We start from the raw sequence: 13,270 nt of genomic DNA, 5'->3' as shown, positions 1-13,270 counted from the left end.
ATGATGACCGACGACGAGTTCCGCGAGCGGCTGAGCCGGCTGGAGCATGGGCAGATGACCCTGAGCGGCGAGGTCGGCACCTTGCGGGGCGAAGTTCACACCTTGCGTGACGAGGTCGGAGTCCTGCGCACCGGCCAGTTGGCGCTGAGCAGCGAGGTCGGCACTCTGCGCGGCGAAGTCGGCACTCTGCGCGGCGAGGTTCATGCCTTGCGTGGCGAGGTGACGGACATCAAGTCGATGCTGTCTCACCTCATGCCCATGATGATCCGCATCGACGAGAAGCTGGCGGCCATGCCGTCGGCGGCCGAATTCTACGAACTGCGTGGCCGGGTCGAGGAAATCAGCCGGCGCCAGCCCACCACGCTCGGCTACACGCCGCCGCCCGGCCGCAGCGCGCAGGGGGGCTGACGCCGGGAGGGGCTCAGCGCACCTCCTCCAACCCCATCAGCGACTTGGCGAACTGGTCGGCGTCGAAGGGTCGCAGGTCGTAGACGCCTTCGCCGACGCCGATGGCATGCACCGGCAGCTTGAACCGCTCGGCCAGCGAAACCAGGACGCCGCCACGCGCCGACCCGTCCAGCTTGGTCAGGATCAGGCCGGACACGTTCACCATGTCGCGGAACACCTCCACCTGATTGTGCGCGTTCTGGCCGGTGGTGGCGTCGAGCGTCAGCAGGGTGGTATGCGGGGCGCTCTCGTCCACCTTCTTGATGACGCGGACGATCTTGCGCAATTCCTCCATAAGACCGGCCTTGTTCTGAAGGCGGCCCGCGGTGTCGATCAGCAGGATGTCCACGCCCTGGCGCCGCGCCTCCTCCAGCGCGTCGAAGGCGAGGCCGGCGGCGTCGGCGCCGGTGTCGCGGGCGATCACCGGGCAGCCGGTGCGCTCGCCCCAGATCTTCAACTGGCTGACGGCGGCGGCGCGGAAGGTGTCGCCCGCCGCCAGCATGACCGTCTTGCCCTCGGCCCGGAACTGGCGCGCCAGCTTGCCGATGGTCGTGGTCTTGCCGGTGCCGTTGACGCCGACCACCAGGATGACGTGGGGCTTCAGCGCGGCGTCGATCTCCAGCGGCCTGGCGACCGGGCCGACGATCTTCGCCACCTCGGCGGCGAGCGTGGCCTTGACCTCCTCCGGGCTGACCTCCTTGCCGAAGCGGGTGCGCGCCAGCTCCGCCGTCACCTTGGCCGCCGTGGTCGGGCCGAGGTCGGCGGTGATGAGAAGCTCCTCCAGCTCCTCCAGCGCCTCGTCGTCCAGCTTGCGCTTGGTGAAGATGCCGGAGATGCCCTCCGTCAGCTTGGACGAGGATTTGGACAGGCCGTCCTTCAGCCGCGCGAACCAGCCCTTCTTGGGCTTTTCCTCCTCCGCGGCGAAGGCGGCGGGCGCTTCCTCGCGGACGATCTCCGGTGCGTCCTCGCGCTCCTCCGGTCCGGACGGCGGGGCGACAGGGGGCGGGGGCGGGGTCTCGACCGCGGGCGGGGGCGGCAGCTCGGGCTCGGGCACCGGCTCGGGCGCAGGCGCGGGGGGCGGTTCCTCGGCGACGGGCTCCGCAGGCGCGGGCTCGGCGGGGACCGCTTCCGGACGCGGGGCGGACGGCTCGTCCTTGCGGGCTTCCTCTTCGGGCTTCTTGCGGCCGAACCAACGCAGGATCATGGCGTGTCCACTGTTCTCAAAGGGGGGTGCCGGTCAGCTTGCCGTCGGCCAATCCGGTGACCATGGCGCGCAGGACGGAGCCGGGGGTTTGGGACGTGCCCAGGCGGATTTCGGCGAAGTGCTGGGTGCGGCCCAGATCATCCTTCTCGACCAGCACCGACACCTCGCGCCCGACCAGGGACGCGAGGGTGCGGGCTTCCGCCTCGGCGCCCAGAGCGCGCAGACGGGCCGCGCGCTCCTTGCGGACGCCGCCGTCCACCTGCGGCATGCGGGCGGCGGGGGTGCCGGGGCGCGGGCTGTAGGGGAAGACGTGCAGCCAGGTCAGGCCGCACTCCTCGACCAGCCGCAGCGTGTTCTCGAACATCTCGTCGGTTTCCGTGGGGAAGCCGGCGATGAAGTCGGCGCCGAACACCATGTCGGGGCGCAAGGACCGCACGCGGTTGCAGAAGGCGATGGCGTCGGCGCGGCTGTGGCGGCGCTTCATGCGCTTCAGGATCATGTCGTCGCCGGCCTGGAGCGACAGGTGAAGGTGCGGCATCAGCCGCGGTTCCGTCTCGATCAGGCGCCACAGGTCGTCGTCGATCTCGATGCAGTCGAGCGAGGACAGGCGCAGCCGCGGCAGTTCCGGAACCAGGGCCAGCAGGCGGCGCACCATCTGCCCCAGGGTCGGCGTGCCCGGCAGGTCGGGGCCGAAGCTGGTGATGTCCACGCCGGACAGCACGACCTCGTTGTAGCCGGCCTTCACGAGCGCCTGCACCTGCTCCACCACCGCCCCGATGGGGACGGAGCGCGAGGGGCCGCGGCCATAGGGGATGATGCAGAAGGTGCAGCGGTGGTCGCAGCCCTGCTGGACCTGGACGAAGGCGCGCGCCCGGTCCTCGAACCCGCCGATCAGGTGGCCGGCGGTCTCCTTGACCGACATGATGTCGTTGACCAGCACCTTCTCCGCCGGAGCCAGACCCCAGCTTTCGGGCTGGAGCTTCTCCTGGTTGCCCAGGACCTGATCCACCTCCGGCATGGCGCCATAGCGCTGGGGGTCGATCTGGGCGGCGCAGCCGGTCACCACGATGCGGGCGTTCGGGCGCTCGCGCCGCAGCTTGCGGATGGTCTGCCGGGCCTGCCGCTCGGCCTCCGAGGTTACCGCGCAGGTGTTGACGATGACGACGTCCCCCAGCCCAGCGTTGCGGGCGTGGGTGCGCATCACCTCGGATTCGTAGGTGTTGAGGCGGCAGCCGAAGGTGACGATCTCCGGCTCGTTGGACACGGTGTCGCTCATTACTCTGTCACTGAAAGGGGCTGTCGTCGATCAGGGACGCCGTCAGATCCGGAGACAGCCGCCCGGAGAAGCTGAGGGCGACCGGGCCGGTCATCAGGACGCGGCCGTCCTCCAGCCATTCGATGGTCAGGGTGCCGCCGTCCAGGATCACGTCGACCTTGCGGTTGGTCAGCCCGCGGCGGATCGCGGCGACCGCGGTGGCGCAGGCGCCGGTCCCGCAGGCCTGGGTGATGCCGGCCCCGCGCTCCCACACCCGCATGCGGACGCTGCCGGGGGACAGGATCTGGACGAACTCCACGTTGGTGCGTTCCGGGAAGGCCGGGTGATGCTCGAACACCGGGCCGACCTCGGCCAGCGGAACGGCCTCGGCGTCGTCCACGAAGAAGACGGCGTGCGGGTTGCCCATGCTGACGGCGGTGGGACCGGCGAAGCCGCCGTGCGACACCGCGTCCAGCCGCAGCGTGTCCGCCGGACCGGCCAGCGGGATCTGCGCCCAATCCAGGCGGGCCGGACCCATGTCCACGGTGATGCGCCCGTTGTCCGCGCGGAAGGCTTCCAGGATGCCGGCGTTGGTCTCGAAGGCGACGCGCTCCGCCCCTGTTTCCTCCATCAGCAGCCAGCCGACGCAACGCGAGGCGTTGCCGCAGGCCGACACCTCCCCGCCGTCGGCGTTGCGGATTCTCATGAAGCCCGCGGTGCCTTCCGTTTTCGCCGGCTCGATCACGATGAACTGGTCGCAGCCCACCCCGGTCTTGCGGTCGGCGATGGCGCGCACCTCGGCCTCGGCCGGCGCGTACGGCGTGTTGCGGGCGTCGATCACGACGAAGTCGTTGCCGAGCCCGTGCATCTTCAGGAATTCGCGGGTCATGACCGCCGTTATATGGCGACCGGACCCGCGGAGTCCATGGCCGCACGGAGGGGCCGCGGCAAAGAGTTCACGGCAAAGAGTTCACGGCAAAGAGTTCACTGCGTCTCCACCGTGCCGGTGTCCGTGTCCGCCATGTCCCCATCGGGCATGGTGGCATCGGGCGACGCTGCGTCGGCTGCGGGCATCACGCCTTCCAGCAGATCCAGCATCCGGGCGAGCGCATCGCCCGACTCGGGCCGCGGCGGCGTTCCGCCGGTGCGCTCCCACGCCTCGTAATCCCAGCCCGCGGCGCCCATCGCCACCTCCGGCAGCATGAAATGTCCGTCAGCGGGGTGGGGTGACGGTCCCTCCGCGCCGGACAGTCCGGCCAGCAGGGCCAGCGACACGGTGACGCCGGCCACCCAGGCCCACAGCACATCGCTGTTGTTCATGGCAACCTCCCGGCTCCTCGCCGAGGCAGGGCGGTGAAGGGGGCCTTTCCCGAAGGATGCGCCCCATTTCATGGAGGTCGGGTGTCTGCGGCGGTGCACAATGCCGCTTCCGGTCATATCCGGATGGAGGGGCGCCCCTTTCCGGGCGCCTTTCGTCAGGCGCCTTTGAAGACCAGATGCTTGGAGGCGGCGAAGTTCAGGGCCATGCCGGCCAGGGAGCCGGCGGCGACGGCCAGCACCGGGTGGGCCTCGGCCAGCGGCAGGGCGGCCTCCAGCCCGACCGAGACGCCGTAGTTCACCGCCCCGCCGAAGGCATTGGCGGCCAGGAACTTGGCCCACTGGATGTGGAGCGGCGCGTCGGCGGCCCCGCGGAAGGTGAAGGCGCGGTTCAGCGCGAAGGTCGTGGTGGCGGCGGCCAGATAGGCCGGGATGCGGGCGGCGAAGAACTCCAGCCCGGCCCCGAACACCAGCGCGTAGACGACCGCCGTGTCCACCACCAGACCGACCACGCCGACGAGGCCGAACTTGCCGAACTGCACGGCCAGCGGCCCGAGGCGGCTGCCGGTCAGGGCGCTGAGAAGACCGCCCATGGTCAGGACCCGGCGGCCTTGCGGACCGGATGGACACCCGGCGCGGGGATGGACAGGTAGCGCATGCGCTTGGCCTCGCGCCGGCCCAGCGTCACCGTGTCCAGGATCAGCCCGCAGGTCAGGCTGAGGAAGCCCAGCAGCATCAGCCCGGTGGACAGCACGGCGGTGGGCAGGCGCGGCACCAGCCCGGTCTGGAGATAGGTCGCCACCACCGGCCAGGCGAGGATCACCGACGCCGCGGCCAGCGCCGCGAAGATGGCGAAGAAGAAGGGCAGGGGCCGCTCCTCCTTCACCAGATTGACGATGGTGCGCAGGATGCGGACGCCGTCGCGGATGGTGTTCAGCTTGCTGTGCGAGCCCGGCGGGCGGTCCTTGTAGGGGGCCTTGATCTCGGCGATGGGCATGTTCAGCTCCAGCGCGTGGACGGTCAGCTCCGTTTCCGTCTCGAAGCCGCTGGCCAGCGCCGGGAAGGACTTGATGAAGCGCCGCGAGAAGACGCGGTAGCCGGACAGCATGTCGCCGATGCGGTTGCCGAAGATCAGCGCGACCATGCCGGTCAGCAGCTTGTTGCCGAAGCGGTGGCCGGGCCGGTAGGCCTTCACGATCTCGGTGACGCGGGCGCCGTTGACCATGTCGAGCTGGTCGTCCCACAGCCGCTTCACCATCAGCGGGGCGGAGGGGGCGTGGTAGGTGTCGTCGCCGTCCACCAGCACATAGACGTCCGCCTCGATGTCGGAGAACATGCGGCGCATGACGTTGCCCTTGCCCTGCAACGGCTCGTGCCGGACCACCGCTCCGGCGGCCTTCGCCACCTCCACCGTGCGGTCCGACGAGTTGTTGTCGTAGACGTAGACGGTGGCGTCGGGCAGGGCCGCCCGGAAGTCGCGCACGACGGCGGCGATCGCCGCCTCCTCGTTGTAGCAGGGGATCAGCACCGCGACGATGGGCGCCGCCACGGGCGCCGAATGAGGGTCCATGGCCGGGGCTGCGGTCGTTGCGGGGCGGTCGATGGTGGAGACGGTCATGGCGATGCGCTTCGAAACGGTGCCGGTGTGGAGTTAAACAGCACAGTCGCCTGATTTAATCCACTCACCTTTTATGGTTCTCCATTCGCTGCACGGCGCAGAGGTTCAGCGGCTCGCCAAGGTTGTTCGGGATGGTGCGGCAGTCGTCCTGATCCACCCGCAGCCCCAGCAGGGCGGCGGCCTTCGCAGCGCCCGGTGTGTCGGGGATGGTGCTCAGCATCAGGAAGCGTCCGCGATGCGCCGCCACCTTGTCCGTCAGCAGGGCGAGATAGCCATTGCCGACCGAATCCGGCTGAAGGAAGTTGGACTGGATGCGCACGAAGGGGATGCGCGGCGGGAAGGCCGGGATGACGTGGGAAATCGCCCAATAGCCGGCCATCAGCACCATCGTGTCGTCCGGGGACCCGATGGGCGGCACCTGGGCCTCCACCCAATGGGCGCTCCACGGCACGCGGCCCCAATCGGCGGGACGGGCGGTGGCCTGGACCAGCAGCAGGAGCGCCGCCGCCAGGGCAAGCGCCGCCCGGCGCGGCACCGGAAGCAGCCCGGCGGCCATGACGATGGCGAGCGGGGCCAGCATCTCCAGCGGCACCAGATAGCGGTAGATGCAGAACATCGCCACCCACAGCGCGTAGACCACCGCCATGGCGGTCAGCAGGTAGCGGGTGGCGGCCCTGTCCGCCAAATCTGCGGAAGGCCGCCCGAACGCCCGCCCGAGCAGAGCCAGCGCCGCGGCGACGGGCACCAGGAGGAACAGCACCAGGACGCGCAGGTCGAAGAAGGGCACCTCCCCGACCTTCAGCGGGGCGAAGGGAAAGACCAGGGGGAAGAACAGCCGCTCCAGCCGCGACTCCGGGAAGAAGCTGACGTTGACGTAGCCGGAGAGGGCTGCGAAGGGCGACTTGAAGACGTGGTTCATGTGCGGGAAGACGGGGTTGCCGTACTCCACCCACAGATTGGCCATCCAGAAGCCGCCGCACAGCGCCAAGCCGCCCAGCACCCCGACGCCGAAGAAGAAGGAGAGCCACAGCCGCCGCCAGGGCCGCGCCGGCAGCGCCAGGAAGGCGAGGCAGAGCCCGACGGCGTAGATCACCGTGGGATTCTTCGCGCCCATCGCGGCCCCGGCCATCAACCCCGCCCCCACGACCCGCGCGAAGGCTCCCGGCGCCGGCCCGTCCATCAGCCCCGGCAGCGACCCCGCGACCGCGACCAGCGCGCCCAGCACCCCCAGGCTGACGATGTTGTCGTGGAAGGTGGTGCCGAGCAGCCCCAGCGTGCCGCCGCCGAAGCCCGCCATGACCGCCAGCAGCGCGGCCAGCGCCACCCGCCCCCAGGCGGTGCCGGTGCGCAGCGTGGCGTGGGCCAGCAGGAAGGCCAGCGCGAGGTTCAGCCCATGCAGCGTCCCCCAGACGAATCCCGCCGCGCGGGCCGGCAGATGGGTGGCCAGCAGATAGAAGGGAAGGTCCAGCAGAGGGTTGTAGAAGCTGGGCATCTGCGCCGGCAGCATGTCCATCCCCAGCCGCCCGGTCAGCAGGGCGTAGGCGTTGTACCAGTGGTAGTTCCGCAAGTCCCAGTTGGCGTCCATGCCCAGCGCCAGCCCGAACAGGCCGTAGAGCGGCGGCGCCAGCAGCAGGAAGGCGAGCGCCGCGGTGCGCGGGCGGCGGGCGGTCGGGAGAAGCGTCATGGAGGTGGCGGAGCCCAAGGGAATGTCGGCTCCTTGGTAGGCGAGGGGGCGGCCCGCATCAAGGACCGGATGCCGGGCCGGAGGCGGCTTCGAGAGTGGCGGAGGGAAATTGGAAGCAATTTCGTTTCGTCCGGCTGTGTTCCGGGATACGGAATCGCGCCGCGCGGGCGGGGATTGCGGCAAGCTTCCTCTGGCATTGGCCGGACGGGTCTGCTATTCACCGGAAATCCGCATGCACACGCTTGCGCCTCTTTGCGCGACAGGATTCTGGCGATGGAAAAGTTTACGGTACTCACCGGTGTTGCGGCGCCGCTGCCGATGATCAACGTCGACACCGACATGATCATTCCCAAGCAATTCCTGAAGACCATCAAGCGGACCGGGCTGGGCAAGCATCTTTTCGACGAGATGCGCTACACCCCGGACGGCGCGGAGGTCGCGGAATTCGTCCTGAACAAGCCGGCCTACCGCAGCGCCAAGATCCTGGTGTCGGGCGACAATTTCGGCTGCGGCTCCTCGCGGGAGCATGCGCCGTGGGCGCTCGCCGATTTCGGCATCCGCTGCATCATCGCGCCGAGCTTCGCGGACATCTTCTTCAACAACTGCTTCAAGAACGGCATCCTGCCGATCAGGCTGCCGAAGGAGCAGGTGGACCTGCTGCTCGACGACGCCTCGCGCGGGTCGAACGCCATCGTTTCGGTGGATCTGGAGAAGCAGGAAATCACCGGGCCGGACGGCGGCAAGATCGCCTTCGAGGTCGATCCCTTCCGCAAGCATTGCCTGCTGAACGGGCTGGACGACATCGGCCTGACCATGCAGCAGGCCGCCTTCATCGACCAGTATGAAGGCAAGCAGCGCGGCGGCCAGCCCTGGCTGTGGGGCTGATCCGGTCCGCCGGCTCGCGGATTAGACAACACTGATACTGATAAAGTCTCCAATGGGGAGTGCGTGCGCCATGCCCGCCAACAAGAAGCTTCTGTTTTTGCCCGGCGACGGGATCGGTCCGGAGGTCATGCGCCAGGTGCGCCGGGTCATCGACTGGCTCGACCGCAAGCGCAACGTCACCTTCGACGTCACCGAAGGGCTGGTCGGCGGTGCGGCCATCGATGCCTACGGCGTGCCCCTGAAGGACGAGACGCTGGCCGACGCGCTGGCCGCGGACGCGGTGATGCTGGGCGCGGTCGGCGGCCCGAAGTGGGACAACCCGACCGACTACACCAAGCGTCCGGAAGCCGGCCTGCTGACGCTCCGCAAGGAGCTGAACCTGTTCGCCAACCTGCGCCCGGCGGTGGTGTTCGACGCGCTGGTCGACGCCTCGACCCTGAAGCCCGAGATCATCAAGGGCCTGGACATCCTGATCGTCCGCGAGCTGACCGGCGGCGTCTATTTCGGTGAGCCGCGCGGCATCACCGACATCGGCAACGGCGAGCGCCGTGGCGTCAACACCCAGGTCTACACGACCAGCGAGATCCGCCGCGTCGCCCGCGTGGCCTTCGAGCTGGCGCGCAAGCGCGGCAACAAGCTCCACTCGATGGAGAAGGCCAACGTGATGGAATCGGGCCTCCTGTGGCGCCAGGAAGTCACGAAGCTCCATCAGGAGGAATTCTCCGACGTCACGCTGGAGCACATGTACGCCGACAACGGCGCCATGCAGCTCCTGAAGAACCCGAAGCAGTTCGACGTGATCGTCACCGACAACCTGTTCGGCGACATCCTGTCGGACGAGGCGGCGATGATGACCGGCTCGCTCGGCATGCTGCCGTCGGCCTCGCTCGGCGCGCCGGACGCCAACGGCCACCGCAAGGCCCTGTACGAGCCGGTGCACGGCTCCGCCCCGGACATCGCGGGCAAGGACCTCGCCAACCCCTGCGCCACGCTGCTGTCCTTCGCCATGTGCCTGCGCTACTCGTTCGACATGGACGAGGAGGCGAAGATGCTGGAGAGGGCCGTGCAGAACGTCCTGTCGGGCGGCATGCGCACGGCGGACATCATGGCGCCGGGCATGGCCCGCTGCTCCACGACCGTCATGGGCGACTCGATCCTGCGCGAGCTGGAGAAGCTGGCCTCCTGACGGGCCCCGCGGAACGGATAACGCGCCGAAAGAAAAGCCCCTCTCCGATCCGGAGAGGGGCTTTTTTCGTCGTTGCCGTCAGTCGCCTTCGCCGGGGCGTATGGCGGCCCCGCGCCCGCCATGGCTCGCCTGCCCGCCCTTCCGCCCGGCTTCGGCGGCCAGGGACGGGTTCTTGGAAAAGCTGCGGGAGGACGCCGGCACGCTTCGTCCGCCCTTCCGCCCCGCCTCCGCGGCGAGTTCCGGGTTCTTGGAAAAGCTGCGCTTGTCCGCTGGCACGCTTTCCCCGCCTTTGCTGGCGATCTGGCGTTGCCGGTCACGGTCCATCGACGCGAAGCCGCGGTTCGACGTGCGACCGCTCCCGGTTTGGCCTTCGCTCTGGCCGTTGTCTTTCGAGGCCATCTTCAACCTCCACCTCTGCCACATGTCGGAAACCGATGGGGTGCGACTTGGTTCCGCACGGGGCGTGATCCCGAATTCGTCGGCACCCATAAGTGGCAGGCGGCGAATCGGACGGCTGACGGGAACGCCCTCCACCCCGAACGGTTGACCGGATGGGGTGAAGCCGAAGCGGGACCATGAACCGGGAGGTTTGACGATGGGAGTTGAGCTTGCGGCCGAACGGCGGCTGCTTTCGGAAAAGGAGTTCGAGCAGGTCCGCCGCAGCCATTATCCGGATCTGGCGTCCCTGGAACCGGACGAGACCCTGTCGCTGGCCCGCTGGCTGCGCGGGGAGCGCGACCGGGCGCGCGACATCATCGCCTCGCGCCGCCGCGGGCGCCGCGGCAAGGCCGCCGGCACCGGGCAGCAGGCGGCGGACGCCAGCGAGCGCGGCCTGTCGGCCAAGAAGCAGGTCTACGCGCGCGCCCTGAAACGGGTGAACGGACGGCTGGAGCGGTTCCGCGCCGAGCGGCGCCGCGAGATCATCCAGGCAAACCTTGAGGAGGCGCTGAAGCGCAGGAAGGACGCGCAGCCCCGGCACCCGTCGCCCGGGCGCACCCCGCGCAAGGGGATGCGGTCCATCCCCAGCGGGCGCCGGACGGTGGACACCGATCCGCGCGAGATCGGGCGCGTGTCGCAGTTCGTCAAGGACGCCCAGGCGCGCCGCGATTCCTGATACAGCGCGATGAAGGCGGGGCGGTGGGCGTCAGCCCGCCGCCTCCAGCGCCCGGATCGCCTCGGCCATCGCGACGAGGCGCCGGGCGTTCTCGACGTGGAGGTTCTCGACCAGCCGTCCGTCCACCAGCACCACCCCCTTGCCTTGGGCGAGGGCCTCCGCATGGGCCTGGATGATCCGGTGGGCCTGGACGATTTCGTCCTCGCCGGGGGCGAAGGCCGCGTTGCAGGCGGCGATGGTCTTCGGGTGGATCAGCGTCTTCCCGTCGAAGCCAAGCTCCCGCCCCTGCCGGCAGGACTCGGCGAAACCCGCGTCGTCGTTCAGGTCGAGATGCACCCCGTCCAGGATGGCGAGGCCGTAGGCCCGCGCCGCCAGCAGGCAGAGGCCCAGGCTGGTCAGCATCGGCAGCCGGTCGCGCGTGTGGGCCGCGTGCAGATCCTTGGCGAGGTCGGAGGTGCCCATCACCAGCCCGCCCAGCTTCGGGCTGGCCCCGGCGATCTCCTTCGCGTTCAGCATGCCGAGCGGCGTCTCCATCATGCACCAGATGGTCTGCCCCTCCGGCGAGCCGTTGGCCCGCAGAACGGCCTCCGCCTGTCGGACCATGTCGGCGCTCTCCACCTTCGGCAGCAGAACGGCGTCGGCCCCGCTGGAGGCCGCCATCACGAGGTCGTCGTAGCCCCAGGGGCTGTTCAGCCCGTTGGTGCGGACCACCAGTTCCCGCCCGCCATAGCCGCCCGCGGCGATGGACGCCTTGATGGTGGCGCGGGCCTCGGCCTTCGAGTCGGGGGCGACGGCGTCCTCCAGGTCGAGGATCAGGCCGTCGGCGGGCAGCGAGCGCCCCTTCTCCAGCGCGCGGGCGTTGGAACCGGGCATGTAGAGCACGCTGCGGCGCGGGCGGGCGGTGGCGGCCATGGCATTCCCTCAAGCGTTTCCGTGTCGTTGCCGCAGGATTAGCCGCAAGGAAACCCGCTGTCCATGCGGCGCGTAGGGCTGGTTTGCGCGGAATGCTTGCCCAGCCCGCGGGGCGGACGGTTTACGATGCGCCCCCAACCTTTCGGACCGTCCGCCCATGAAGACCGTCATCTCGATCCAGTCCCACGTCGCTTACGGCTATGTCGGCAACCGGGCCGCGGTGTTCCCGCTGCAACGGCTGGGCTGCGACGCCATCGCGGTGAACACGGTGCAGTTCTCCAACCACACGGGTTACGGCGAATGGACCGGGCAGGTCTTCAAGGCGGAGCATGTGGCCGATCTGATGGACGGCGTCGCCGCGCGCGGCGTCCTGCCGACCTGCGACGCGCTGCTGTCCGGCTATATGGGCGACGTCGGGCTGGGGCAGGTGATCATCGAGACGGCGGGCCGGCTGAAGGCCGCCAACCCCCGCGCGGTCTACGCCTGCGATCCGGTGATGGGCGACGTCGGGCGCGGCTTCTTCGTGCGTCCGGGCCTGCCGGAATTCATCCGGGAGCACGCCGTCCCCGCCGCCGATCTGATGACCCCCAACCAGTTCGAGCTGGAGTATCTGACGGGCCGGATGGTGGAGACGCTGGACGACGCGCTGGCCGCCACCGCGGCGCTGCGGGCGCGCGGGCCGCGTTTGGTCCTGGTGACCAGCCTGACCCGCAAGGACGCCGACCCCGGCCACATCGAGATGCTTGCCGACGACCGGGACGGCGCCTGGCTGGTCTCCACCCCGCGCCTGCCGCTGGACCCGCCGCCCAACGGGTCCGGCGACGCGGTGGCGGCGCTGTTCCTGGCCCACTACCTGAAGGCCTTCGACCCGGCCCAGGCGCTGGAGCAGGCGGCGGCGGCCATCTACGCCATCTTCCAGACCACCCGCCGGATGGGCACGCGGGAATTGCAACTGATCGCGGCGCAGGACGAGTTCGTGAACCCCTCCCAGCGCTTCACGGTCACCCGCGTCCGGTAAGCCATTCACGAAAAGCGCCCACAGACGGCGCGAACAGAGGAACGACATGCGGATTTGCGTCTATGCCGGGTCCAACCCCGGCACCAACCCGGCCTATGGCGAGGCCGCGGAGCAGCTTGGCCGCCTCATGGCGGAGCGTGGCATCGGCCTCGTCTACGGCGGCGGACGGACCGGCCTGATGGGGCGGATCGCCGACTCGGTTCTGGCGGCGGGCGGCACCGTCACCGGCATCATCCCGCAATTCCTGATGGACAAGGAGGTCGGGCATCAGGGCCTCCAGGAGTTGCGGATCGTCTCCACCATGCACGAGCGCAAGGCCCTGATGGCCGAGCTGTCGGACGGCTTCATCGCGCTTCCCGGCGGCATCGGCACGCTGGAGGAGCTGTTCGAGGTGTGGACCTGGGCGCAACTCGGCCGCCACGACAAGCCCTGCGGCCTGCTCAACGCCTCCGGCTTCTACGACGGGCTGGCCGGCTTCCTCGACCATGTGGCGGCGGAGCGCTTCATGCAGCCCAAACACCGCGACATGCTGATCGTCCGCGACAGCGCGGCGGGCATCCTGGACGCCTTCGCCGCCTATGAACCGCCGGCGGTGAGGAAGTGGCTGGACGAGGCCCGCACCTGATCCGG

15 protein-coding genes are annotated in these 13,270 nt (G+C 69.4%); 6 read left to right on the top strand and 9 right to left on the bottom strand.

The window, feature by feature from the left end:
• On the top strand, positions 1–408 hold the full coding sequence (locus tag DS843_RS23190) for a hypothetical protein (protein WP_149471207.1): 408 nt from the start codon (positions 1–3) through the stop codon (positions 406–408).
• Positions 409–421: 13 nt separating this feature from the next.
• Here DS843_RS23190 and ftsY read toward each other — a convergent pair whose 3' ends face one another.
• The 7 genes from ftsY to DS843_RS23155 all read right to left on the bottom strand — a co-directional run bounded on the left by ftsY (position 422) and on the right by DS843_RS23155 (position 7,543).
• A complete protein-coding gene (gene ftsY / locus DS843_RS23185; protein ID WP_475849352.1) occupies positions 422–1,399 on the bottom strand; it encodes a signal recognition particle-docking protein FtsY in 978 nt (325 codons plus the stop codon).
• Between the two features lie 268 nt (positions 1,400–1,667).
• Positions 1,668–2,927 carry a tRNA (N(6)-L-threonylcarbamoyladenosine(37)-C(2))-methylthiotransferase MtaB gene (mtaB, locus tag DS843_RS23180; protein WP_149471205.1) on the bottom strand — a complete coding sequence of 420 codons (1,260 nt, stop codon included), beginning with the start codon at positions 2,925–2,927 and terminating at the stop codon, positions 1,668–1,670.
• A gap of 7 nt (positions 2,928–2,934) precedes the next feature.
• Positions 2,935–3,795, bottom strand: coding sequence for a diaminopimelate epimerase (gene dapF, locus DS843_RS23175; protein ID WP_149471204.1), 861 nt, complete (start codon positions 3,793–3,795; stop codon positions 2,935–2,937).
• 95 nt (positions 3,796–3,890) lie between these two features.
• The gene (locus DS843_RS23170) at positions 3,891–4,226 is read right to left on the bottom strand and encodes a hypothetical protein (RefSeq protein WP_149471203.1); all 336 of its coding nucleotides are present in this window, start codon (positions 4,224–4,226) and stop codon (positions 3,891–3,893) included.
• A 155-nt stretch (positions 4,227–4,381) separates the two neighbouring features.
• A complete protein-coding gene (locus DS843_RS23165; protein WP_149471202.1) occupies positions 4,382–4,816 on the bottom strand; it encodes a GtrA family protein in 435 nt (144 codons plus the stop codon).
• A gap of 2 nt (positions 4,817–4,818) precedes the next feature.
• Positions 4,819–5,793, bottom strand: a complete 975-nt coding sequence (locus tag DS843_RS23160; RefSeq protein WP_167525435.1) for a glycosyltransferase family 2 protein — start codon at positions 5,791–5,793, stop codon at positions 4,819–4,821.
• Between the two features lie 112 nt (positions 5,794–5,905).
• Entirely contained in the window at positions 5,906–7,543 is a 1,638-nt protein-coding gene (locus DS843_RS23155; RefSeq protein ID WP_286192271.1) for a hypothetical protein, read from the bottom strand.
• 255 nt (positions 7,544–7,798) lie between these two features.
• On the opposite strand from DS843_RS23155, the gene leuD reads away from it, so the two are divergent.
• Together leuD and leuB are read left to right on the top strand one after the other, a co-directional pair.
• Positions 7,799–8,410, top strand: a complete 612-nt coding sequence (leuD, locus tag DS843_RS23150; RefSeq protein WP_149471200.1) for a 3-isopropylmalate dehydratase small subunit — start codon at positions 7,799–7,801, stop codon at positions 8,408–8,410.
• A gap of 70 nt (positions 8,411–8,480) precedes the next feature.
• Positions 8,481–9,596 (top strand): 3-isopropylmalate dehydrogenase, encoded by a 1,116-nt coding sequence (leuB, locus tag DS843_RS23145; protein ID WP_149471199.1) that lies wholly within the window; start codon positions 8,481–8,483, stop codon positions 9,594–9,596.
• Positions 9,597–9,674: 78 nt separating this feature from the next.
• Here leuB and DS843_RS23140 read toward each other — a convergent pair whose 3' ends face one another.
• Positions 9,675–9,995 (bottom strand): con-10 family general stress protein, encoded by a 321-nt coding sequence (locus DS843_RS23140; RefSeq protein WP_149471198.1) that lies wholly within the window; start codon positions 9,993–9,995, stop codon positions 9,675–9,677.
• Between the two features lie 196 nt (positions 9,996–10,191).
• Here DS843_RS23140 and DS843_RS23135 point away from each other — a divergent pair, with 196 nt between their 5' ends.
• Positions 10,192–10,710 carry a hypothetical protein gene (locus DS843_RS23135; protein WP_149471197.1) on the top strand — a complete coding sequence of 173 codons (519 nt, stop codon included), beginning with the start codon at positions 10,192–10,194 and terminating at the stop codon, positions 10,708–10,710.
• Between the two features lie 30 nt (positions 10,711–10,740).
• On the opposite strand, the gene DS843_RS23130 is transcribed toward DS843_RS23135, so the two are convergent.
• Positions 10,741–11,622: an HpcH/HpaI aldolase/citrate lyase family protein gene (locus DS843_RS23130; protein ID WP_149471196.1), complete on the bottom strand. Its 882-nt coding sequence runs from the start codon at positions 11,620–11,622 to the stop codon at positions 10,741–10,743.
• A 157-nt stretch (positions 11,623–11,779) separates the two neighbouring features.
• On the opposite strand from DS843_RS23130, the gene pdxY reads away from it, so the two are divergent.
• The gene (gene pdxY, locus DS843_RS23125) at positions 11,780–12,640 is read left to right on the top strand and encodes a pyridoxal kinase PdxY (RefSeq protein ID WP_149471195.1); all 861 of its coding nucleotides are present in this window, start codon (positions 11,780–11,782) and stop codon (positions 12,638–12,640) included.
• A 46-nt stretch (positions 12,641–12,686) separates the two neighbouring features.
• Positions 12,687–13,265, top strand: a complete 579-nt coding sequence (locus DS843_RS23120; RefSeq protein ID WP_149471194.1) for an LOG family protein — start codon at positions 12,687–12,689, stop codon at positions 13,263–13,265.
• The last annotated feature ends 5 nt before the right edge of the window (positions 13,266–13,270 follow it).

The sequence above is a fragment of the Roseomonas genomospecies 6 genome, from assembly GCF_008365375.1.
Lineage (GTDB): Bacteria > Pseudomonadota > Alphaproteobacteria > Azospirillales > Azospirillaceae > Azospirillum.
Note: the sequence above shows the minus strand (reverse complement) of the source record. Positions and strands in the feature narration are given on the sequence as shown.

Bases quoted from the DNA above. Each gene is read 5' to 3' on its own strand.
- dapF (WP_149471204.1), bottom strand. From the start codon at position 3,795: ATGACCCGCGAATTCCTGAAGATGCACGGGCTCGGCAACGACTTCGTC.
- DS843_RS23120 (WP_149471194.1), top strand. From the start codon at position 12,687: ATGCGGATTTGCGTCTATGCCGGGTCCAACCCCGGCACCAACCCGGCC.
- DS843_RS23140 (WP_149471198.1), bottom strand. From the start codon at position 9,995: ATGGCCTCGAAAGACAACGGCCAGAGCGAAGGCCAAACCGGGAGCGGT.
- pdxY (WP_149471195.1), top strand. From the start codon at position 11,780: ATGAAGACCGTCATCTCGATCCAGTCCCACGTCGCTTACGGCTATGTC.
- leuD (WP_149471200.1), top strand. From the start codon at position 7,799: ATGGAAAAGTTTACGGTACTCACCGGTGTTGCGGCGCCGCTGCCGATG.
- DS843_RS23135 (WP_149471197.1), top strand. From the start codon at position 10,192: ATGGGAGTTGAGCTTGCGGCCGAACGGCGGCTGCTTTCGGAAAAGGAG.
- DS843_RS23165 (WP_149471202.1), bottom strand. From the start codon at position 4,816: ATGGGCGGTCTTCTCAGCGCCCTGACCGGCAGCCGCCTCGGGCCGCTG.
- DS843_RS23170 (WP_149471203.1), bottom strand. From the start codon at position 4,226: ATGAACAACAGCGATGTGCTGTGGGCCTGGGTGGCCGGCGTCACCGTG.
- leuB (WP_149471199.1), top strand. From the start codon at position 8,481: ATGCCCGCCAACAAGAAGCTTCTGTTTTTGCCCGGCGACGGGATCGGT.
- DS843_RS23160 (WP_167525435.1), bottom strand. From the start codon at position 5,793: ATGGACCCTCATTCGGCGCCCGTGGCGGCGCCCATCGTCGCGGTGCTG.
- mtaB (WP_149471205.1), bottom strand. From the start codon at position 2,927: ATGAGCGACACCGTGTCCAACGAGCCGGAGATCGTCACCTTCGGCTGC.
- DS843_RS23190 (WP_149471207.1), top strand. From the start codon at position 1: ATGATGACCGACGACGAGTTCCGCGAGCGGCTGAGCCGGCTGGAGCAT.
- DS843_RS23130 (WP_149471196.1), bottom strand. From the start codon at position 11,622: ATGGCCGCCACCGCCCGCCCGCGCCGCAGCGTGCTCTACATGCCCGGT.